At 61.1% G+C, this 17,978-nt stretch carries 22 protein-coding genes and 1 tRNA gene; 10 read left to right on the plus strand and 13 right to left on the minus strand.

Annotated features, from left to right (window positions below):
- Positions 1-71 precede the first annotated feature (71 nt).
- Positions 72-1,076 (plus strand): bile acid:sodium symporter family protein, encoded by a 1,005-nt coding sequence (locus AC1DE4_RS16260; protein ID WP_018859905.1) that lies wholly within the window; start codon positions 72-74, stop codon positions 1,074-1,076.
- Between the two features lie 71 nt (positions 1,077-1,147).
- Here AC1DE4_RS16260 and AC1DE4_RS16265 read toward each other — a convergent pair whose 3' ends face one another.
- Positions 1,148-1,615: an Hsp20 family protein gene (locus AC1DE4_RS16265; RefSeq protein WP_018859904.1), complete on the minus strand. Its 468-nt coding sequence runs from the start codon at positions 1,613-1,615 to the stop codon at positions 1,148-1,150.
- Between the two features lie 464 nt (positions 1,616-2,079).
- Between AC1DE4_RS16265 and AC1DE4_RS16270 the strand changes: the two genes are divergently transcribed.
- Positions 2,080-3,054 (plus strand): alpha/beta fold hydrolase, encoded by a 975-nt coding sequence (locus tag AC1DE4_RS16270; RefSeq protein WP_018859903.1) that lies wholly within the window; start codon positions 2,080-2,082, stop codon positions 3,052-3,054.
- 42 nt (positions 3,055-3,096) lie between these two features.
- On the opposite strand, the gene hisN is transcribed toward AC1DE4_RS16270, so the two are convergent.
- Together hisN and AC1DE4_RS16280 are read right to left on the minus strand one after the other, a co-directional pair.
- A complete protein-coding gene (hisN, locus tag AC1DE4_RS16275) occupies positions 3,097-3,870 on the minus strand; it encodes a histidinol-phosphatase (protein ID WP_026372158.1) in 774 nt (257 codons plus the stop codon).
- Between the two features lie 242 nt (positions 3,871-4,112).
- Entirely contained in the window at positions 4,113-4,994 is an 882-nt protein-coding gene (locus tag AC1DE4_RS16280) for an N-formylglutamate amidohydrolase (protein ID WP_018859901.1), read from the minus strand.
- Between the two features lie 188 nt (positions 4,995-5,182).
- Here AC1DE4_RS16280 and cpdR1 point away from each other — a divergent pair, with 188 nt between their 5' ends.
- Positions 5,183-5,545, plus strand: a complete 363-nt coding sequence (gene cpdR1 / locus AC1DE4_RS16285; RefSeq protein WP_007527565.1) for a response regulator CpdR1 — start codon at positions 5,183-5,185, stop codon at positions 5,543-5,545.
- An 83-nt stretch (positions 5,546-5,628) separates the two neighbouring features.
- Positions 5,629-5,703 (plus strand) — tRNA-Val (locus AC1DE4_RS16290).
- A gap of 126 nt (positions 5,704-5,829) precedes the next feature.
- On the opposite strand, the gene AC1DE4_RS16295 is transcribed toward AC1DE4_RS16290, so the two are convergent.
- Positions 5,830-6,150, minus strand: coding sequence for a hypothetical protein (locus tag AC1DE4_RS16295; protein WP_018856621.1), 321 nt, complete (start codon positions 6,148-6,150; stop codon positions 5,830-5,832).
- A gap of 145 nt (positions 6,151-6,295) precedes the next feature.
- Positions 6,296-6,517 carry a hypothetical protein gene (locus tag AC1DE4_RS16300; protein WP_018856620.1) on the minus strand — a complete coding sequence of 74 codons (222 nt, stop codon included), beginning with the start codon at positions 6,515-6,517 and terminating at the stop codon, positions 6,296-6,298.
- 245 nt (positions 6,518-6,762) lie between these two features.
- Between AC1DE4_RS16300 and AC1DE4_RS16305 the strand changes: the two genes are divergently transcribed.
- The gene (locus AC1DE4_RS16305) at positions 6,763-7,242 is read left to right on the plus strand and encodes a hypothetical protein (protein ID WP_018856619.1); all 480 of its coding nucleotides are present in this window, start codon (positions 6,763-6,765) and stop codon (positions 7,240-7,242) included.
- Positions 7,243-7,266: 24 nt separating this feature from the next.
- On the opposite strand, the gene AC1DE4_RS16310 is transcribed toward AC1DE4_RS16305, so the two are convergent.
- From AC1DE4_RS16310 to AC1DE4_RS16320, 3 genes are all read right to left on the minus strand, one after another.
- Positions 7,267-7,965, minus strand: coding sequence for a hypothetical protein (locus AC1DE4_RS16310; protein WP_477882040.1), 699 nt, complete (start codon positions 7,963-7,965; stop codon positions 7,267-7,269).
- 136 nt (positions 7,966-8,101) lie between these two features.
- On the minus strand, positions 8,102-8,287 hold the full coding sequence (locus tag AC1DE4_RS16315) for a hypothetical protein (protein WP_018856617.1): 186 nt from the start codon (positions 8,285-8,287) through the stop codon (positions 8,102-8,104).
- A gap of 47 nt (positions 8,288-8,334) precedes the next feature.
- Complete coding sequence (locus AC1DE4_RS16320) at positions 8,335-8,580, minus strand: hypothetical protein (protein WP_018856616.1); 246 nt, start codon at positions 8,578-8,580, stop codon at positions 8,335-8,337.
- 356 nt (positions 8,581-8,936) lie between these two features.
- Here AC1DE4_RS16320 and AC1DE4_RS16325 point away from each other — a divergent pair, with 356 nt between their 5' ends.
- Positions 8,937-10,028, plus strand: coding sequence for a DUF475 domain-containing protein (locus tag AC1DE4_RS16325; RefSeq protein ID WP_018856615.1), 1,092 nt, complete (start codon positions 8,937-8,939; stop codon positions 10,026-10,028).
- Between the two features lie 125 nt (positions 10,029-10,153).
- On the opposite strand, the gene AC1DE4_RS16330 is transcribed toward AC1DE4_RS16325, so the two are convergent.
- Positions 10,154-10,321 (minus strand): hypothetical protein, encoded by a 168-nt coding sequence (locus tag AC1DE4_RS16330; RefSeq protein ID WP_018856614.1) that lies wholly within the window; start codon positions 10,319-10,321, stop codon positions 10,154-10,156.
- Positions 10,322-10,407: 86 nt separating this feature from the next.
- Here AC1DE4_RS16330 and AC1DE4_RS16335 point away from each other — a divergent pair, with 86 nt between their 5' ends.
- The gene (locus AC1DE4_RS16335) at positions 10,408-11,007 is read left to right on the plus strand and encodes a GNAT family N-acetyltransferase (protein WP_245267938.1); all 600 of its coding nucleotides are present in this window, start codon (positions 10,408-10,410) and stop codon (positions 11,005-11,007) included.
- A 175-nt stretch (positions 11,008-11,182) separates the two neighbouring features.
- Here AC1DE4_RS16335 and AC1DE4_RS16340 read toward each other — a convergent pair whose 3' ends face one another.
- Genes AC1DE4_RS16340 through AC1DE4_RS16350 form a run of 3 tightly spaced genes read right to left on the minus strand, consistent with a single transcriptional unit; the run spans position 11,183 to position 14,144 of the window.
- Positions 11,183-12,700, minus strand: coding sequence for a tripartite tricarboxylate transporter permease (locus AC1DE4_RS16340; RefSeq protein ID WP_018856613.1), 1,518 nt, complete (start codon positions 12,698-12,700; stop codon positions 11,183-11,185).
- Between the two features lie 11 nt (positions 12,701-12,711).
- Positions 12,712-13,203, minus strand: coding sequence for a tripartite tricarboxylate transporter TctB family protein (locus tag AC1DE4_RS16345; RefSeq protein WP_018856612.1), 492 nt, complete (start codon positions 13,201-13,203; stop codon positions 12,712-12,714).
- Positions 13,200-14,144 carry a Bug family tripartite tricarboxylate transporter substrate binding protein gene (locus AC1DE4_RS16350; protein ID WP_025658942.1) on the minus strand — a complete coding sequence of 315 codons (945 nt, stop codon included), beginning with the start codon at positions 14,142-14,144 and terminating at the stop codon, positions 13,200-13,202. Before AC1DE4_RS16350 ends, AC1DE4_RS16345 begins: the two co-directional genes overlap by 4 nt.
- Positions 14,145-14,459: 315 nt before the next feature.
- On the opposite strand from AC1DE4_RS16350, the gene AC1DE4_RS16355 reads away from it, so the two are divergent.
- Entirely contained in the window at positions 14,460-14,648 is a 189-nt protein-coding gene (locus AC1DE4_RS16355; protein ID WP_018856610.1) for a hypothetical protein, read from the plus strand.
- 15 nt (positions 14,649-14,663) lie between these two features.
- Here AC1DE4_RS16355 and AC1DE4_RS16360 read toward each other — a convergent pair whose 3' ends face one another.
- Positions 14,664-15,731, minus strand: a complete 1,068-nt coding sequence (locus tag AC1DE4_RS16360) for an ABC transporter substrate-binding protein (RefSeq protein ID WP_192241587.1) — start codon at positions 15,729-15,731, stop codon at positions 14,664-14,666.
- Between the two features lie 170 nt (positions 15,732-15,901).
- Between AC1DE4_RS16360 and AC1DE4_RS16365 the strand changes: the two genes are divergently transcribed.
- Complete coding sequence (locus tag AC1DE4_RS16365) at positions 15,902-16,579, plus strand: response regulator (protein ID WP_018856608.1); 678 nt, start codon at positions 15,902-15,904, stop codon at positions 16,577-16,579.
- Entirely contained in the window at positions 16,576-17,958 is a 1,383-nt protein-coding gene (locus AC1DE4_RS16370; protein ID WP_018856607.1) for a sensor histidine kinase, read from the plus strand. The genes AC1DE4_RS16365 and AC1DE4_RS16370 overlap by 4 nt, the downstream gene beginning before the upstream one ends.
- The last annotated feature ends 20 nt before the right edge of the window (positions 17,959-17,978 follow it).

Below are 17,978 nucleotides of genomic sequence, written 5' to 3' on the forward strand. Positions count from 1 at the left end.
ACTGTTATTCCTTGCATCCTGTATCATAATGGAAGAAAGAGAAATGATCCACCGATCCGATGAGTAAAGCCATGCGCCGCTTCTTGCCCGATACATTTACGATCCTGCTCGTCTGCACAGTCATCCTCGCCTCATTCCTGCCGGCCACGGGCACCTTTGCCGGCTATTTCGGCATAGCGACGAACCTCGCGGTGGCCCTACTCTTCTTCCTGCATGGCGCACGCCTGTCCCGCGACGTCGTTATCGCCGGCGTTCTGCACTGGCGGCTGCATCTCGTGATCCTGCTGACGACGTTTGGCCTGTTTCCCATCCTTGGCCTCGGCCTTGGCTTTGTGCCGGAGTGGATTCTGCCGAAGCCTCTTTATCTCGGCATACTCTATCTCTGCGTACTGCCTTCGACGGTGCAGTCGTCGATCGCCTTCACCTCCATGGCAGGTGGCAACGTACCGGCCGCCATCTGCTCTGCATCGGCATCGAACATCTTCGGCATGTTCCTGACGCCGCTGCTGGTCGGACTGCTGTTTTCCGTCGGCGGCCATGGCGGCTTCTCATGGGAGGTGCTCGGGCAAATCCTCATGCAACTGCTGCTGCCGTTCATCGTCGGCCAGGTGCTGCAGCCATGGATCGGGGCCTGGATCCGCGCGAAAAAGACGCTGCTGATGCCTGTTGATCGTGGCTCGATCCTGATGGTCGTCTACCTCGCCTTCAGCAAGGCAATCGTTGAAGGGCTGTGGCACGAGTTCTCGGTCACCGACATCGCGGCCGTCATCATCGCCGACACGGCGCTGCTTGCCTTCGTATTGTGTTTCACCATGTTTGGCAGCCGCCTGCTCGGTTTCAACAAGGCCGACGAGATCACCATCACCTTTTGCGGATCGAAGAAGAGCCTCGCCAGCGGCGCGCCGATGGCCAGCGTCATTTTTGCCGGGCAATCGATCGGCGCGATCGTGCTGCCGCTGATGCTGTTCCACCAGATCCAGCTGATGGTTTGCGCGGTCATCGCACAGAAGTACGCGGCAAAGACGGCACATCGCATCACCACGGAAGAAACCGAGGAAGCGGCAAGCCCGGCTTGATGGCAGACAACAAAAAGGCGGCGCTCAAACGAGCGCCGCCGGCATGCTTGGTCTTGGGAGGACCGATTGGGTTAGTTGGTGACCTGTGCCTCGATGGCCTTCGGCGCGCTGACCGGCTCAGCCGCAATCGCGATCTTACGCGGCTTCATGGCTTCCGGAATGCTGCGAAGCAGGTCGATGTGGAGAAGACCGTTCTTCAGCGAAGCGGCGGTAACCTCGACATGGTCGGCAAGCTGGAAGCGGCGCTCGAAGGCGCGCTTGGCAATGCCGCGATAGAGGAACTCGCTGCCATCAACCTTGTCTTCGCTCTTTTCACCCTTGACGGTGAGAGCGTGAGCCTGTGCCTCGATGGAGATTTCGGTCTCATCGAAACCGGCAACGGCCATGGTGATGCGGTAGGTGTTTTCACCAGTACGCTCGATGTTGTAGGGCGGATAAGTCTGGCCCTGGTCAGGTTGGCCGAGGCTGTCGAGCATGGTGAAGAGACGGTCGAAACCGACGGTCGAACGATAAAGGGGAGAGAAGTCTACGTGACGCATGATGTCCTCCTTAAGGAAGCGACGTGTTGCGATAGTTGCCCCTGAAACCCCTTGATCGGCAGCTTCGGGACGGTTTAGCAGGCCCGTTTGGCACCCGCAGGATTGAGATGGGGATGGCCTTTGCGCAGTTCAAGACCCTGGCGTTGGGAGGGAACTCACGCAGCGTGAACCCCGCATGAACAGCCGGTTCGGAAGCCATTCATGCGCAGGGGATTAGGAATCGTGCCTATCGGGTGACACTGGCCCGATGGCTGGAGTGTATCGTCCCTTCGTCTTCAGCCCGATCTCCAGCCGGCATCGCGGAACCTCAAGTTCAGCATGCCGGCTTTTTTTATGGCGTGACGGCAAAACGGCCAGCTTACGTTCACCGCCTGTTACCAAGCCTCTTTTCTTTGATTTGACAGCCCAATCAGCTATCCGTTTTACTCAATAGGCGAATCCGCGAAGCACACGATCGATCGGCCATGGAACAAGTTCTTTTCTCGACCCCCGAAAATCCGGCTCCGGAGAACCGAACCGAAGGCTTCTTCGAAACGCATGACGGCCATCGGCTGCGCTATGCCGTCTTCCGCTCCGACGCGCCGGTGGCGAAGGGTACGGTCGTCCTCCTCCAGGGCCGCAACGAGTATATCGAGAAGTATTTCGAGACGATCCGCGACCTGACGGCCAAGGGCCTGTGGGTCGCGACCTTCGATCTGCGTGGCCAGGGCGGCTCGGACCGGCTTCTGAAGACGCGCACCTATGGCCATGTCCGCCGCTTCGTCGATTACGAGCACGACCTCGACACGTTCCTCGAGAAAATCGTGCTGCCGGATACCCGCCTGCCGTTCTTTCTTCTGGCGCATTCGACCGGAGCGCTGATCGCGATGTCCGCCGCCCCGTACCTATCGACACGTATCGAGCGCATGGTGCTGACGGCACCCTTTATTGGTCTTTCAGGTCAGGCAGCATCGGAAGGTACGATCCGGGCGCTTGCCGGGATCGCCTGTTCGCTCGGTCTCGGCTCGTTCCCGCTGACGCGCAAGCTCAAGGAGAAGCCGTTCAGCGACAACCCTCTGACATCGGACGAGACCCGTTTCGAGCGCAATGTCGCTGTTGCCGCCGCACATCCGGAGCTGACGCTCGGCCCCCCGACAGCGCGCTGGCTGTACGACTCGCTGCTGACGATCGACCGCGTAACCGCTCCGAGCCATTTGTTCTCGATCACCATCCCGACGGTCGTCATCGCGCCGACGCGCGACGCCATCGTGCCCTATATCGCGCAGGAGCGGATCTCGCGCTATTTCCGCGCCGCCCAGTTCGTGCCGATCAATGGTGCGCGGCATGAGGTGCTGCAGGAACGCGACGTCTACCGCAAGGCGGCGCTTGCCGCCTTTCACGCCTTCATCCCCGGCAGTGACGCCGAGGCCGTCGAGGAAGTCGAAGGGTTTGGTACCTAGCCCGGTCTCTATCCAAGCGACCGCGACAAATGCCGGTGGATGCTATCGATTGAGAACCGCCATCGCCTGCTCGTAGACGGCGCGGCTGCCGGCCGCAATGATCGAGCCGCCATTTTCCGGACGCCCGCCATCCCAGGTCGTGATGATTCCGCCGGCATTCTCAATGACGGGGATGATGCCACCGACATCGTAGGGCTTCAGGCCGTTTTCGATCACAAGATCGACATGGCCGGCGGCCAGCAGCGCGTAGGCGTAGCAGTCCGTGCCATAGCGGAAGAGCCGCACCTGGCTCTCGATCTCACGGTATTTCTCCATCTCGACACCGGCAAACAGATGCGGCGAGGTGGTGAAGAGAATGGCGTTCGCCAGTGCGCCGCAATCGCGAACCTGCAGCCGCCGCTCCCCTTCCGGGCCGTTATAGATCGAACCGTTCGCATCTGCGAAATAGCTTTCGCCAGTAAAGGGCTGGTCGATCATGCCCATGACGGCCCGGCCGTTTCGCTGCAGACCGATCAGCGTTCCCCAGACCGGTACACCGGAGATGAACGCGCGCGTACCGTCGATCGGGTCGATCACCCAGACATATTCGCGGTCCAGGCCAACATTGCCGTGCTCTTCGCCGAGAATGCCGTGATCCGGGAAATGCTCCTCGATCAGCGCCCGAATGGCGACTTCCGCCGCCCTGTCGCCTTCGGTGACGGGGTCAAAGCCGCTCGATAGCTTGTTGGTCACGTCAAGTCCGGAACGGAACCGTGGCAGCGTTTCGGCCTTGGCGGCCTCCGCCAGGCGATTGAAGAACGAGCGATCAGGCAACATGGTGGAATCCATTGGTGGCGCGCGAGTGCCGCTTTTCATAGCCGAATTGCCGCCCGTTGCAAACGAGAGCGGCAGCTTTTAGCCGGCTGCACAATATTTTTGCACTGCAAAATTTTGATTGACAATTGTGCACCGCAATAGTAGCTTTTGCCCACAGTCTTTGACTGTAAATGCCCTCCTTGGGTGTTTCCTCCCTAGACTTAGACCGCCGCGAGGCGGTCTCTTTTTGATGTCTTGAAGGCCTATTCGGCAGCGAGGGCGGTGTCGGTCGCGAACTGCGCCACATAGACCGCCATCTGGCGCATGAAGGCGGTGATCGCTGCGGCAACCAAGGCGAAGTCGGAGCGCTTCTCCAGCGTAACTTCGTCGACATAGATCGAGCGGTTCACTTCAATCTGCAGCGCATGCAGTCCACGCGACGGGCGGCCATAATGCTCCGTGATAAACCCGCCGGCATATGGCTTGTTGCGGATTGCCGTGAAGCCCATCTCCTCCAAGATGGCGACAGCCGCACGCGACAGATCGGCCGAGGCACTGGTGCCGTAGCGATCGCCGATGATGAAATCCGGCCGCGCATTGGTGCCGGCGACGCGAACGTTGCCCGGCATGGAGTGGCAATCGATCAGCACGCCGAAGCCGAACTGGACATGCGTGCGGGCGATCAGCCGCCGCAACGCCGCGTGATATGGCTTATAGACGGCTTCGATTCGATCGAGCCCCTCCTGCACCGACAGCCGACGGGCATAGATCTCCATGTTCTCGGCAACGATGCGCGGAATGGTACCGAGCCCGCCTGCCACGCGCAGTGAATTGATGTTCGCGTAGGGCGGCAGCAGACCGTCGAACATGCGCGGATCGAGCTCGTAGGGCTCGCGGTTCACATCGAGATAGGCGCGCGGAAAGTTTGCAAGCAGGAGCGGCGCCCCAAGCGCGCTCGCATCGGCAAACAGCTCATCGACATAGTGATCCTCGGAGCGGCGGATGGAAATGCCCTCGAGCCTGGACTGAGCGATGAATTCGGGGGGATAGATGCGCCCGCTGTGCGGCGAGTTGTAGACGAATGGAATGGCGTGCGACGCAGGCTCCCGGACCTCGAAAAGTGCGTATTCAGGGATTTCGTGCACCCTTTTTTCCCTCTTTACCACATCAGGAGGCCATTGCTTCGACCATGTTGCCAGTTGCAGCACTCCAAGTCCATACTATCTCATGGGGATGACGGCCCGGATGGCCTCTTCACCGGTTGTTTACTGGGCGAACTCTAGTGTAAATGGCTGGAGCCCAACGCATAAATTATTGATTAGCGGTCTGGATAATGACTCAGAAGATACTTCTTGCAGAAGACGACAATGACATGCGCCGGTTCCTTGTGAAGGCGCTTGAAAAGGCAGGCTACAAGGTCCTCTCCTACGACAACGGCGCCAGCGCCTATGACAGGCTTCGTGAAGAACCCTTCTCGCTGCTCCTGACCGATATAGTCATGCCCGAAATGGACGGAATCGAACTGGCGCGCCGCGCCACCGAACTCGATCCGGACCTGAAAGTGATGTTCATCACCGGATTCGCAGCCGTCGCCCTCAACCCTGATTCGAAGGCACCGAAGGACGCGAAGGTTCTTTCCAAGCCTTTCCACCTGCGTGACCTCGTCGAGGAAGTGAATAAAATGCTTGCCGCATAAGGCTTCCGGCAAAGCATGTCACAAAACCGAAAAAAGCCTATTGACGGCAAAAAGGGTTTGTGGTCTATGCGCCGCCATCGGATGGGCGTGTAGCTCAGCGGGAGAGCACTACGTTGACATCGTAGGGGTCACAAGTTCGATCCTTGTCACGCCCACCATTCGAATTCAAAGGCTTAGCGGGAAACCGCTAAGCCTTTTTCGTTTCTGGGCCAGCCCAAACATTGATTGCACGCAGCCGACGCGCGGCAAGAGACGGATGGCCGTCTTCGCCTTTGCGTCGGCACCTACGGGTTATTGTAAAAGGACCCACTGTCGTAAGTGCAGGCGTAGTCGAGCGCGCATTGCTTGCCGGTCTTATCCCGGAAATTCGCGGTGGTGCGCGCGTAGCCCAAGCCGCATTTGGCGGGCGGATAGCGAAAGCTGCTGCCGCCGAAACCGGAACGGACGAAAACCTTCTTGTTCTGGCGGATGATCTGGGAAATCTGGCTGCACGTGTAAGCGCGGGCATCGACGTTCAGTGCTCCGGCAGACCATGCCGCGGACGGAAGCATCAACGCAGCGGCCAAGACCCCCGCACCGAAAGCCTTATTGAATGGCGTGCCCATCTCGCCCTGCCCGTAAGTGTGATCGAAGCTTGAATATACTCGTTTTCGGCGAAGCAACAAAACGGCGCTCCATTCCTTGCCAATGCGGAACGCCCGCCAAGGGGCGGGCGCTTCGTTCGGCTTTCGTGCACAACAGCAGCCCATGCTACATGCAGGCAGACGCGGACTTCATTGCCGCCTCGGCAAGCGCCCTCGTCTTGTGCGCGCCGCCGATAGCCATGGCGGTCTTGCCATCAGGACGCTTCGACACGACGCTGCATTTACTGTTGTTCGGAGAATGTTCTACGTAGTAGTGGCTGCTTGCGGCCAGCGCCGGTGCGACGCCGAAGGCCAGGATAGTTACGCTCAGAGCGATTTTCCTGATCATCGCATTCCTCCATCTTGAATCGGCCGGCAGTCTCGCTGCCAGACCAAAGCGTAGCTATCGCGCCCGATGAATTTGACGAAGCGGCATTTCATCGCATGCTCTCATGTCCGGACCAACGACCGCGCAGGAAGGCAGTCGATTGCCAAGTCCACAGGCCAAGCCTATCGACCAATTTCGAACACAGAAGAATGGCAAGCCGCTGCCGACATACTGCACCGCCGACATAAGCACTACGAGGTATAGAGATGAGACTGGCAACTTTGGCCGCCGCTTCGCTGCTCGCCGCAACACTGACAACCGCAGCGGACGCAGCCCCGCAGAACTTCCCCGGCGCTCCGGGGGCACTGACGCTCACCGGCAAATGCGCCAAGCTCGTCGTCGGCAAGGTCGACGCGACGAAGGGCTGCGAAGGCGAACTCGCGAGCGTGACGCTCGTAAATGGACAGGTCACCTTCATCTTCACCTCGGGCGGCAAGATGCTGGGCTTCCAGGGTGACGGCACGGCCATCAAGCCTGCTGCCAACGGCAATGCCCGAATGCCGCTCAACCTGGTGGTCACGGGCGTCGGCCAGAAGATGACAGGTCAGGTCAAAGTTGCCGGCACCTGCACGATGGGTAACCCCTACGGCGGCAAGCCGGTCGCCATCGAATGCTCGGCCGAGAGCAAGGACACCGCCTTTACCGGCAGCTTTCGCACCAACGGCAAGGCGCCGAAGCAGAAGTAGGCCGGCATACGCCGCGGGCTCGCCTCAGGCGCACCACGCGCCATTTGCGCCGGGTTTGCGGGCCAATCCCTCGTTGATCATCTGCGCGCCGATCGACCGACCATCGCGAGACACGACATGCGGGACGCCGCCCTTGCCAGGCTGCCCTGCCGGGTTCATCGCGAAGGATCCGGAGTTCAGGATATTCAGGAGCCGCAGCTTCGCGGCGAAGCCTAGCCGCTTCTCGTTGTCGCAACGGGCCGTCTCAATGCCGGGGCTCACGACGTCGGCAATGGCGATCTTCTCGCCCTTGTACCAGAACGTGCCTCCATCGGCGACGCAGTTGATGTGCTCGCCCTGGCCGCAATAGCCGAAGGCGGCCTTGCCGGTCTGCGCCTGCGCAGGGGAGGGGGAAACCGGCACCGCTTTTTCAAGGACGACAGGTGCCTTGGCCGGAATGGGCACGGCTGCAGGCGGCACCATGCGGGACACTGGCGCGATTGAAGCGGTCTGCCTCGGGCTCGGATCGCGTGCAGGTTCGCTTCGCGCGACCGGCGCTGCCCGAGAGACGATCGAGGCTGGCGCATGCGTGGCCAGCATCGGCTTCACGCTCTTCCAATTGTCGTAAGTCGCAATGCCCCCAACGGCGATGACGCCGATGATTGTCCAGGGGAGAGCGCTTCCGCCTCCCCTTGCCTTCGATCGTGCCGATGATTTGCGGCGGCGTGTCGCAGTCTTTGCCATCTATCCGATTCCCGTGAACACACGGATTATCGCCGGGCAATCCTTTCCGAAAGGTTGGCGACCACGTCATTTTAGTACAGACGTGATGATCCAACGCTCCTGCGAACGGGCGCGCAGTCGCAAAAGTACAAGATATCTAGAGCCGGGCGCCCGGGAACGTGGAGTCCGGCCTTGAGTGCGTCGGCGGGCTCCAACGAGACCTCAGTGAATTCGTGATCTCGATTCTTTCCAGATCGATCTGGATATCAGCGGCCGCGCGAAGCGCCTGCCATTCGATCTCGTGCTTCAGGCAAATGTCGTGCGGCACCAAAGTCGTCTTCATCTTTCCTCACCGGTTGTCGATAATACAGGGCAGCAGGCGTCGATAGGTCAGCGGATCGGCCTTGCGATCGTGGAATCCTCCTCGGCAGCAGGCTTCGGCCCGCCTTTCGAAAGATCGCCGCCGGTGCAGTGAGCGGGGATATGGACGTCATCGAAAACGCCATGCGGCAGCGTCAGGTCGACGTGATGCGGCGGCAGCACTTGTGCCTTTTGCATTCGGTTGGGGCGCGCACGCTTCATGCGGTCCGATTTTTCCGTGCGCGTGTCGGGAGTGTGGGTCGAGGGGTGCATCATCGGCCTCCTTTTTATTGCGCATGCCACTGGTGAACGAAGGACTAACGACCTCGGCGCCGAATAGTTCCGAGGAAAAGAACAAACCGCATCGCGCCGCCTTGACTGGCGTGGCAAGTTCACTACCTTCGACTTATCCCGAGGCCTCGGACATCGGCCGACGGGTCAACCTGGTGCCGGGCCCCTCTGGCGAGAGTTTTTACGGCGCTCTCGTGATGTCGGTACCGCCTGCAGCTTAAGCCGGCGGATTTTTCATTGATGAAAAAGCTCACCATGCCTCACGCGCATGCCCTTTGTGGTATGTCGCTTTTTTCCCGCACATCCTTGTTCGACAACCTTCGTGGCTGCGAGGTGCGGCCATGACCAACGGTTCCCCGCAAAAATCGACGCTCAGCTATTTCCGCTGGGCCTTCATCGTCACCTTCCTCGGCCTCGTCCTGGGCGCAGCCCTCGGCTGGCAGACGACGGGCACGATCGGCGGCATGGCGACCGTCTTCTTCATCTGCACGGTGCTCGCCGTGCTGGAGATTTCGCTCTCCTTCGACAACGCCATCGTCAATGCCAACAAGCTCAAGGAGATGACACCGGTCTGGCAGCATCGCTTCCTCACCTGGGGCATCGTCATCGCCGTCTTCGGCATGCGTATCGTCTTCCCGCTCGCAATCGTCGCGATCGCCGCCCAAATCGGCCCGTGGGAAGCTCTGGTGCTCGCTGCCCGCGACCCTGCGGAATACGCCCGCATCATGAACGACGCACACCTGCCGATCGCAGCCTTCGGCGGCACCTTCCTGATGATGGTTGGTCTCAACTACTTCTTCAATCATGAGAAGGACGTCCACTGGATATCAGGGCTTGAAAAGCTCATGGCCCGCTCGGCCACGATCAAGGGCATCGAGATTGCCTTCGTGCTGGCGCTGGTCCTGGTGTTCTCGTCGTTCCTCGGAGAAGAAGAGGCCACAACCTTCGTGCATTGCGCCATCTATGGTCTTCTGACCTTCCTGGCGGTCGAGGTGATCGGCGGCCTGCTCGATGCGTCGCAGCAGACGATGAGCGCCGCCGCCAAAGGCGGTCTCGGTGCCTTCATCTATCTCGAAGTGCTCGACGCCAGCTTCTCCTTCGACGGCGTCATCGGCGCCTTCGCGCTGACGCAGAACCTCTTCGTTATTGCGATTGGCCTCGGCATCGGCGCCATGTATGTGCGTTCGATGACAATCATGCTCGTCGAAAAGGGCACGCTCGCGGAGTACCGCTATCTCGAGCACGGCGCCTTCTACGCAATCCTGATCCTCTCGGTGATCATGTATGTGCAGACGATGTACCATATTCCCGAGGTCATTACCGGCCTTGGTGGTGCCGCCCTGATCGGCATCTCACTCTGGTCTTCCATCCGCCACAACAAGAAGGAACAGGCGGAAGAGCGCGCTGAGGCGCATAAGGAACTGCACGCCTGAGCTTGCAAGCCGCATTCACCGATGCGGCTTCATCAGAACAAAAATAAAGCCCGCGACCATCCGGTTGCGGGCTGTTTCGTATCCGGCGATCAGAGACCGCCAGCCGCGCCTAAGGCGCAGATAAGCTAGTGGTTGATTCTGCCGAACATGCTCGGGTCGATGCCGAGTTCGCGCAGATCGCGCGCCTTCGGGCGGCGGCCAGCTTCGATGGTGGCGCTCACAGCATTCGCAGCACCGATCATCGCAAAGGCGCGACCAAGGAAACCATCGCGAATGGACTTACGGAAGGACATTTTCTCTCTCGCTTTGCTTTATGATTGACCACTCATACATGTGAACGGAAGCGCGTCTTCACAAGCGACAGAAATTCAGCCCTGCCATGCAAGAACAAGCGATCGAGCGCAAAACGCGCCATGTGGTTGAGAACACGCGACAAAATGAATGGAGGCATCAAATTGACAGGCTCGTTCACAATCAGACGCGCGCGCCCATCGGACGCCGAAGCGCTTTGCGAATTTGCGGCCAGCAGTTTCGGGCGACCTACCGCAGCGACACGCCCGCATCGGATCTTGAGTCCTACATCCAGGCGAATTTCAGCGCCGAACAGCAGAATGCGGAGATTGGCGACCCCTCAGCCGCTGTTTTCCTCGCCATGCTTGATAATCGCGTCATCGGATATGCTCACCTCATGCTGGATACAGTCGACAGACGATCGGCCTTCCTCAATCGAATTTATGTCCACACCGATTGGAGGGGACGCGGATTGGCTATGGCCCTCCTCAAAACGGTGCTGCACGACGCGCATCAACGTGGCGCAACTCGCCTGGAGCTGACCGTCTACCAGCGAAACGCACGAGCCATTGCGTTTTATGAGAGGGCCGGCTTTGTCGTGACGGGCAATACGATCTTCGCGGTCGGTCAGGATTTGCAGAGCGACCTGGTGATGGAAATGAAGTTGGCCGAGCGGCCTAACAGCTGAACGGCGCGGCCAGCACACGTGACTGCCGAACAGCAGAAACTCCGCATTGGATGCGCCGCAGAAGCACCCGTGCCGTCCGCAGCAACCACCAATAACACCTTATCGTCACCAGACGAAAAGGCCGGCGATGTTTCCATCGCCGGCCGCAGTTGTGGGGTTCGGGCAGTCTTTTTCTTTAGTCCTCGTTCGCCGCAAGCTGCGACAGAACCTCGCCGCGTCCACGCAGGCGCAGGATCAGCGGGATGATGAAGGCGGCCGCAGCAACGATGAGCAGGCCGGCCGCAATCGGCGACATCACCAGAGTCGTCACGTCGCCCTGACTGATCGCAAGCGCGCGGCGCAACTGTTGCTCGGCCAGCGGGCCAAGGATGAGGCCGACAACAGCAGGCGCGATCGGATAGCCGAAGAGCCGCATGATGTAGCCGAGGATGCCGAAGGCGAGCAGCATGCCCAGTTCGAAGACCGACGGGTTGGCGCCGATCGTGCCGAGTGTCGCAAACAGCAGGATGCCGGCATAAAGCCACGGCTTCGGGATCGTCAGCAGGCGCACCCAGAGGCCGATCAGCGGGAGGTTGAGCACAAGCAGCATCGCGTTGGCGATCAGCAGGCTGGCGATCAGGCCCCAGACGATCTGCGGGTTGTTCGCAAACAGCAGCGGGCCGGGCTGCAGGCCGTATTGCTGGAAGCCGGCGAGCATGATCGCGGCCGTCGCCGTCGTCGGCAGGCCGAGCGTCAACAGCGGCACCAGGGTCCCTGCCGCCGACGCATTGTTCGCGGCCTCCGGACCAGCCACGCCTTCGATCGCGCCGTGACCGAACTCCTCGGGGTTCTTCGCCAAGCGCTTTTCCGTGGCATAGGAAAGGAAGGTCCCGATCTCGGCACCGCCGGCAGGCATCGCGCCGATCGGGAAGCCAATCAGCGTGCCGCGCAGCCACGCCTTCCAGGAGCGGCCCCAGTCCTGCGCCGTCATCCACAGCGAGCCTTTGACCGCCTCGACCTTCTCCTCGATGCTGTTGCCCTGGGCGGCGATATAGAGTGTCTCGCCGATCGCAAACATCGCGACCGCAAGCGTCGTCACCTCGACGCCATCGAGCAGATCGGGGACGCCGAAGGAAAGACGCGCCTGTCCCGTCTGCTGGTCGATGCCGACCATGGCAAGGGCAAAGCCGATGAACAGCGATGTAAGCCCGCGCAGCGCCGAATCCCCGAAGGCCGACGAGACGGTCACGAAGGCGAGTACCATCAGCGCAAAATATTCACGCGGCCCGAAAATCAGGGCCAGCTTGACGATGTAGGGAGCGATGAAGGCAAGGCCGAGCGTCGCGATCAGGCCGGCGACAAACGAACCAATCGCCGCTGTCGCGAGCGCCGGCCCGCCGCGGCCCGCGCGGGCCATCTTGTTGCCCTCAAGGGCCGTAACGATCGAGGCGCTTTCGCCAGGCGTATTGAGAAGAATCGACGTCGTCGAGCCGCCATACATGCCGCCATAATAGATGCCGGCAAACATGATCAGCGAGCCAGCCGGATCGAGCTTGTAGGTAACAGGAAGAAGAAGGGCGACGGTCAGGGCCGGGCCAATCCCCGGCAGCACGCCGACCGCGGTGCCGAGCGTCACGCCGACGAGCGCATAGAGCAGGTTCATCGGCTGCATGGCGACCAGGATGCCCTGGAAGAGGAATTCGAAGGTGCTCATCGCATCCAATCCTAGAAGAAGATGTGTTCGAACGGCCCGGCCGGCAGGGTCAACTGCAAGAGCTTTGCGAAGATCACCCAGACGACGAAGCTGAAAGCGATGCCCGCAGGGATCGAGATCCAGAGCTTGCGGCGTCCGAAGCCGGCAGCCGTAAAGGCAAAGAGAAGGCCGGTTGCGATCGAAAAGCCTGCCGTCTTGAGAAGCAGCATCTGCGCGGCAAGGCCGGCGACGACCCAAACTACAGGCGCGATTTCCTGATGCTCGCGCTCGGGAAACTCGCCACGCCAGGCTTCGAAGATGGTCCAGATGCCGAGGCCGATCAGGCCGAAGGCGACCACCTTGGGCGCAGTTGCCGGACCGATGCGGTCATACTGAGCGATGGCGCGCATATGCGAGGCATCCCAAAGCATGACGGCAGCGACGACGAAAAGACAGATGGCAATGACCAGCGCCGCCCAGTCAGGGCGGCGCTTCGTTGCCAAGGGTTCGTTACCCCTGCTCATTGAACAAGTCCGATCTCTTTAAGGATGCCTTCGGTAGCCGAAACGTCCTTGTCGAGCTGCGCCTTGAAGGCGTCGCCGGCGAGGTAGGTATCAGCCCAGCCCTTGCTCTTCAGGATTTCCTGCCAACCGGCGGACTTCGAGAGCTTATCGAAATCAGCGGTGATTGCAGCCGTCTGCTCGGCCGAAAGACCAGGGGCGGCGGCAACCATGCGCCAGTTCTCGACAGCGACATCGAGGCCCGATTCCTTCAGCGTCGGCGCGTCGACACCCTCGATGCGCTTGTCGCTGGAGACAGCCAGGAGCCGGAGCTGACCAGCCTTCACCTGCGATTCGAATTCGCCGTAGCCGGAAATGCCCGCGGTCACCTGTCCGCCGAGGATAGCGGCCAGCGCTTCACCGCCGCCGGAGAAGGCGACGTAGTTGATCTTCGTCGGATCGACGCCGGCAGCCTTGGCAATCAGTCCGACCGCGATGTGGTCGGTACCGCCTGCCGAGCCGCCACCCCAGGAAACCGAACCCGGATCCTGCTTCAGCTTGGCAACGAGATCGGCCATCGTCTTGATGTCGGACGCAGCCGGGACAACGATCGCCTCATACTCGCCGGTAAGGCGGGCAATCGGCGTGACGTCCTTCAGCGTGACCGGCGACTTGTTGGTCAGGATAGCGCCGACCATGACATAGCCGCCGACGATCAGTGCGTTCGGGTTGCCGTTGTTCTGGCCGGTGAACTGCGCGAGACCGATGGTGCCGCCGGCGCCCGGAACGTTTTGTACCTGAACGTTGCCTGAGATGCCTTCCTTCTGCATCACGGTCTGCAGCGAGCGGGCCGTCTGGTCCCAGCCACCGCCGGGAGCGGCCGGCGCCATGATGGTGTAGTCCGCCGCATAGGCCGGCAGGGCGACCGCAGCCGCGAAAATGGTTGCAAGAAGAGTATGCTTCACGAGTGTGTCCTCCGTGGGCGCGGCTGAGAAACCGCGCGTTGTTCTCGATGGAATCGGGAAGGACACCGCAGACGGACTCCAAGGTCCGATATGGCTGGCAAGCTCCTCCCGAAACTTCACCTCTCCGCCTCCACGGAGCTGAAGTTCTGCAAAGCGGACCACAACAAGCTGTCATTTAGCTGACATCGATCAACTATCCACCCCGCGATGACACTTTTTTGCCGCAATTACCCTGGGCGAAAACAGACGCAAAATGCCACCATCCGTGGAACCTGGAGGCGGTTTGTGCGTTATGGCGCTCAGGAGGATTGCCCCATGAGTTCTCACATCGATAACAAGCAGATCGAAAATGAGGGCTTACGCCAGGTGTGGAGTGTGCACGATTTTGCACGCCGGCACCGGTTGGACGAGCAGGAGGAGAAACGTCTTCGCTCGCTCTTTGGGTCATACGCGACGAAGCAGGAACTGCTGGCCAACGCCCAGCGGCCCTGCATCTTCCGCTAATCATCCACGGCGATTTTACTGCGTCCGCAGAACTTCGTTCCAGTGCGCGATCAATCGCGCGCGCTTCACCTGGTCCAGATAAACCATCAAGCCCGGGCTGACAGGCACCGGCCGCAACTGCGCGCCCAAGAGCTCCTGCATCGTGTTGGCGGTATTCTCGCCGGCGACCTCCGGGCTGACAGCGGGAATCTGCAACTCCCGCGCCATGATCGTCTGGCCCTCCTTCGACATGAAGAAGGATAGATAGCGCCGTCCGAGTTCCGGTTCGCCCGCCGCCTGCGGCACCAGGCCGATGCGCGACATCACGACCGTATAGTCTTTCGGCAGCACGATCCCGACATCGGGATGACGCTTGGCCCAATCGGCGGCGTAGGACCCGAGGATGTTGTAGCCGAGCACGAAGCGGCCGTCCGATACGCGCTCCAGGATGGCCGAACTGGTGGAGTATAATTTGACGCCGGCCGCCCCCATGGCGCCGATAACGGACCATATGTCACCGAACTGTTCCTGGTCGCGTGCCATGAACAGGAAGCCGACGCCGGAGCGCTCGATATCATAGGTGCCGATCCGCCCATGGATCGCGTCACCCTTGCGCTTGAGGTAATCGACGAATTCCGCCCGCGAACTCGGCGGCGGCTCCGTCGCGAAGCTCGGCTTGTGGTAGACGAACACCGCCGGCTCGAAGGTCAGCGCGTAGGCGGTATTGCGCCAGTTGGCCCATTTCGGCCAGCGCGCGCTCATCGGCAGGTTGCTCACCTGCGCATAGCCGTCGTTGGAGAGCTTGACCTGCAGATCCATGGCCGAGGAGAAGGCGAAGTCCGCAGTGCGTTGGCCGGCATCCGTCTCCCGCACGATGCGGTCATAAATTTCCCCGGTCAGCATATCCTCGTACCTGACCGCCACGTCCAGATTGGCTTCCTGGAACCCATGGATCATCGGCTGCGCCAGTGGCTCGTCGAGCGATGAATAGACAACCAGCGTCGGGGCCTCGGCATTGCCGGAACGCGCCGGGTAGAACACCTCGTCCGCAGTGGCTAAGCCGGGACAGAGCAACAGGCACGCAAGTAAAGAAAGTCTCCTCATGAGAGGACAATGCACCAGCAACCGGGATCCGGCAAGCGAGCCGCATCCACCCGCAGCGCCCCGAAGGCGGCTGGTACGACCGCAGCAGCAGCACACTCACCAGACACAAAAAATGGCTATGACATCTTCGCCGCCACCCTGTATCCTCTTCAAAAATCAAGGGAACATCCGTGCGCATTCTATTGGTGGAGGACAATATCGCGCTGGCCGACGGGCTTTCGGCCATCCTGCGAGGCACCGGCCATGCCGTCGACGTCGTGCATGATGGTGCCTCCGCCAACGCTGTCACGGCGGCCGAGAATTTCGATCTCGTCGTGCTCGACCTGAACCTGCCGGAAATGGATGGCCTCGAGGTGCTGCGCGCCATGCGCGCCAGACAGAACCAGTCGGCAGTGCTGATCCTGACGGCGCGCGGCACGCCGGAAGAGCGCGTCAAGGGTCTCGATCTTGGTGCCGACGACTACCTTATCAAGCCCTTTGATATCTCCGAATTCGAGGCCCGCGTCCGCGTGCTCCTGCGCCGCCAGGCGGGTCTGCATTCGGCGACTGTCAGTTTCGGCGGCCTTTCACTCGATCTAAATTCACGCGCCTTCTCCGCCGGCTCGACGCCGCTCGACATTCCCGCCCGCGAACTCGGCCTGCTGGAAATCCTCTTCATGCGCGCCGGCAAGGTTGTCGCCAAGGAAGCGATCATTCAGTCGCTGACCGCCTTCGACGACGACATCTCGGCCAATGCCATCGAGCAATATGTCAGCCGCCTCAGGAAGCGCCTGTCGCCCTATGGGCTGACGGTGAGGACTGCGCGCGGCATTGGCTACTATCTCGACAAACTGCCAGAGGCCTCATGACAACGGCCTATTCGCTCCGACGAAGGCTCCTGTTCTGGCTGCTGATCTCGACCGCCATCATCGGCATGGTCGCGCTCGCGGACACTTATCGCGAAGCGGTGCAGACCTCCAACATCGTTTCGGACCGCGTGCTGGCCGGCTCGGCACTCGCCATCGCCGAACGCGTGGTCGTGGCGGAAGACGGCACTCTCGAGGTCGACATCCCCTATGTGGCCCTTGAGATGCTGACATCGGCCGCGCAGGACCGTGTCTTCTATCGCGTCGACGGACCGCCCGGAAAATTCATCACCGGCTATCAGGCGCTTCCGGTCCTCGCCGAAACCGTAGGCGACACGGCAGGCTTTGCCGATGATACCTTCCGCGGCGAACCGATCCGTGTCGCAACCCTCAAGCGGTCAGCCTCAACAGGCATTCGCTCCGTCCCCTTCGCCGTGACCGTTGCCGAAACCACGATCGCCCGCCGTCAGCTCGCCCGCGCCATCCTCTTCCGCTCGGCGCTGCGTCTCTCCCTTATGATCGCCGGCGCCGCCGTCATCGTCTGGATCTCGGTCACGGTCGCGCTCCGTCCGCTGTACAAGCTGCGCGATGCGATCGGCGAACGCAGTCCCGACGACCTGCACCCGATCGAACAGGCAGTACCAAGCGAGGTCCAGCCGCTCGTCGATACCGTCAACGGCTTCATGGTCCGCTTGCAATCGGCGCTCGATGCACTTCGTAACTTCACCGGCAACGCCAGCCACCAGCTGCGCACGCCGCTTGCGATCATCCGCACGCAGCTCGCCCTCTCCGCTCGCGCGAGCACATTGGCCGAAGCGCAGGGCTCCGCCCTGAAAGGCGATCAGGCCGTCGCCCATGCCGAACGCATCCTCGCGCAATTACTGCTGATGGCGAAAATCGACGCTGCAACGGCGAAGGAGGCGCTGACCGCATCGTCGATCGACCTGACAGCCATTGCCCAGGACATCACCGGAGAACTTATCCCGACCGCCGCCGAGGCCGGCATCGACCTCGGCTTCGAAGGCGACCGCCCTGCCCTCGTCCGTGCCGAGCCGCTGCTGATCGGCGAACTCTTGCGCAACCTTGCCGGAAACGCCATCGCCTATGCCGGCAAGGGCGCTGAGGTGACCGTTCGGATATCCGAGACCGACGATGCCGTCCGCCTCGAAGTCGAGGACAACGGCCCCGGCATTCCCGCAGAGACGCTCGCGGCCGTCCGGCAGCGCTTCTCGCGCGGCAGCAACTCCGGCGCGCCGGGCGCCGGGCTTGGCCTGCCGATCGTCGAGGAAATCGCCGGCCTCTTCAACGCATCGCTGACGCTGGAGCCCGGCGCACATGGCAGGGGTCTCACGGCCTCCGTGACGTTTGCGAAGGCGACGTAAAGGCTTAGCCGGCTCGGCCT

Source organism: Rhizobium sp. 10N414 (assembly GCF_056394785.1).

Bases quoted from the DNA above. Each gene is read 5' to 3' on its own strand.
- AC1DE4_RS16260 (WP_018859905.1), top strand. From the start codon at position 72: ATGCGCCGCTTCTTGCCCGATACATTTACGATCCTGCTCGTCTGCACA.
- AC1DE4_RS16265 (WP_018859904.1), bottom strand. From the start codon at position 1,615: ATGCGTCACGTAGACTTCTCTCCCCTTTATCGTTCGACCGTCGGTTTC.
- AC1DE4_RS16270 (WP_018859903.1), top strand. From the start codon at position 2,080: ATGGAACAAGTTCTTTTCTCGACCCCCGAAAATCCGGCTCCGGAGAAC.
- hisN (WP_026372158.1), bottom strand. From the start codon at position 3,870: ATGTTGCCTGATCGCTCGTTCTTCAATCGCCTGGCGGAGGCCGCCAAG.
- cpdR1 (WP_007527565.1), top strand. From the start codon at position 5,183: ATGACTCAGAAGATACTTCTTGCAGAAGACGACAATGACATGCGCCGG.
- AC1DE4_RS16295 (WP_018856621.1), bottom strand. From the start codon at position 6,150: ATGGGCACGCCATTCAATAAGGCTTTCGGTGCGGGGGTCTTGGCCGCT.
- AC1DE4_RS16300 (WP_018856620.1), bottom strand. From the start codon at position 6,517: ATGATCAGGAAAATCGCTCTGAGCGTAACTATCCTGGCCTTCGGCGTC.
- AC1DE4_RS16305 (WP_018856619.1), top strand. From the start codon at position 6,763: ATGAGACTGGCAACTTTGGCCGCCGCTTCGCTGCTCGCCGCAACACTG.
- AC1DE4_RS16310 (WP_477882040.1), bottom strand. From the start codon at position 7,965: ATGGCAAAGACTGCGACACGCCGCCGCAAATCATCGGCACGATCGAAG.
- AC1DE4_RS16315 (WP_018856617.1), bottom strand. From the start codon at position 8,287: ATGAAGACGACTTTGGTGCCGCACGACATTTGCCTGAAGCACGAGATC.
- AC1DE4_RS16320 (WP_018856616.1), bottom strand. From the start codon at position 8,580: ATGATGCACCCCTCGACCCACACTCCCGACACGCGCACGGAAAAATCG.
- AC1DE4_RS16325 (WP_018856615.1), top strand. From the start codon at position 8,937: ATGACCAACGGTTCCCCGCAAAAATCGACGCTCAGCTATTTCCGCTGG.
- AC1DE4_RS16330 (WP_018856614.1), bottom strand. From the start codon at position 10,321: ATGTCCTTCCGTAAGTCCATTCGCGATGGTTTCCTTGGTCGCGCCTTT.
- AC1DE4_RS16335 (WP_245267938.1), top strand. From the start codon at position 10,408: ATGCAAGAACAAGCGATCGAGCGCAAAACGCGCCATGTGGTTGAGAAC.
- AC1DE4_RS16340 (WP_018856613.1), bottom strand. From the start codon at position 12,700: ATGAGCACCTTCGAATTCCTCTTCCAGGGCATCCTGGTCGCCATGCAG.
- AC1DE4_RS16345 (WP_018856612.1), bottom strand. From the start codon at position 13,203: ATGAGCAGGGGTAACGAACCCTTGGCAACGAAGCGCCGCCCTGACTGG.
- AC1DE4_RS16355 (WP_018856610.1), top strand. From the start codon at position 14,460: ATGAGTTCTCACATCGATAACAAGCAGATCGAAAATGAGGGCTTACGC.
- AC1DE4_RS16360 (WP_192241587.1), bottom strand. From the start codon at position 15,731: ATGAGGAGACTTTCTTTACTTGCGTGCCTGTTGCTCTGTCCCGGCTTA.
- AC1DE4_RS16370 (WP_018856607.1), top strand. From the start codon at position 16,576: ATGACAACGGCCTATTCGCTCCGACGAAGGCTCCTGTTCTGGCTGCTG.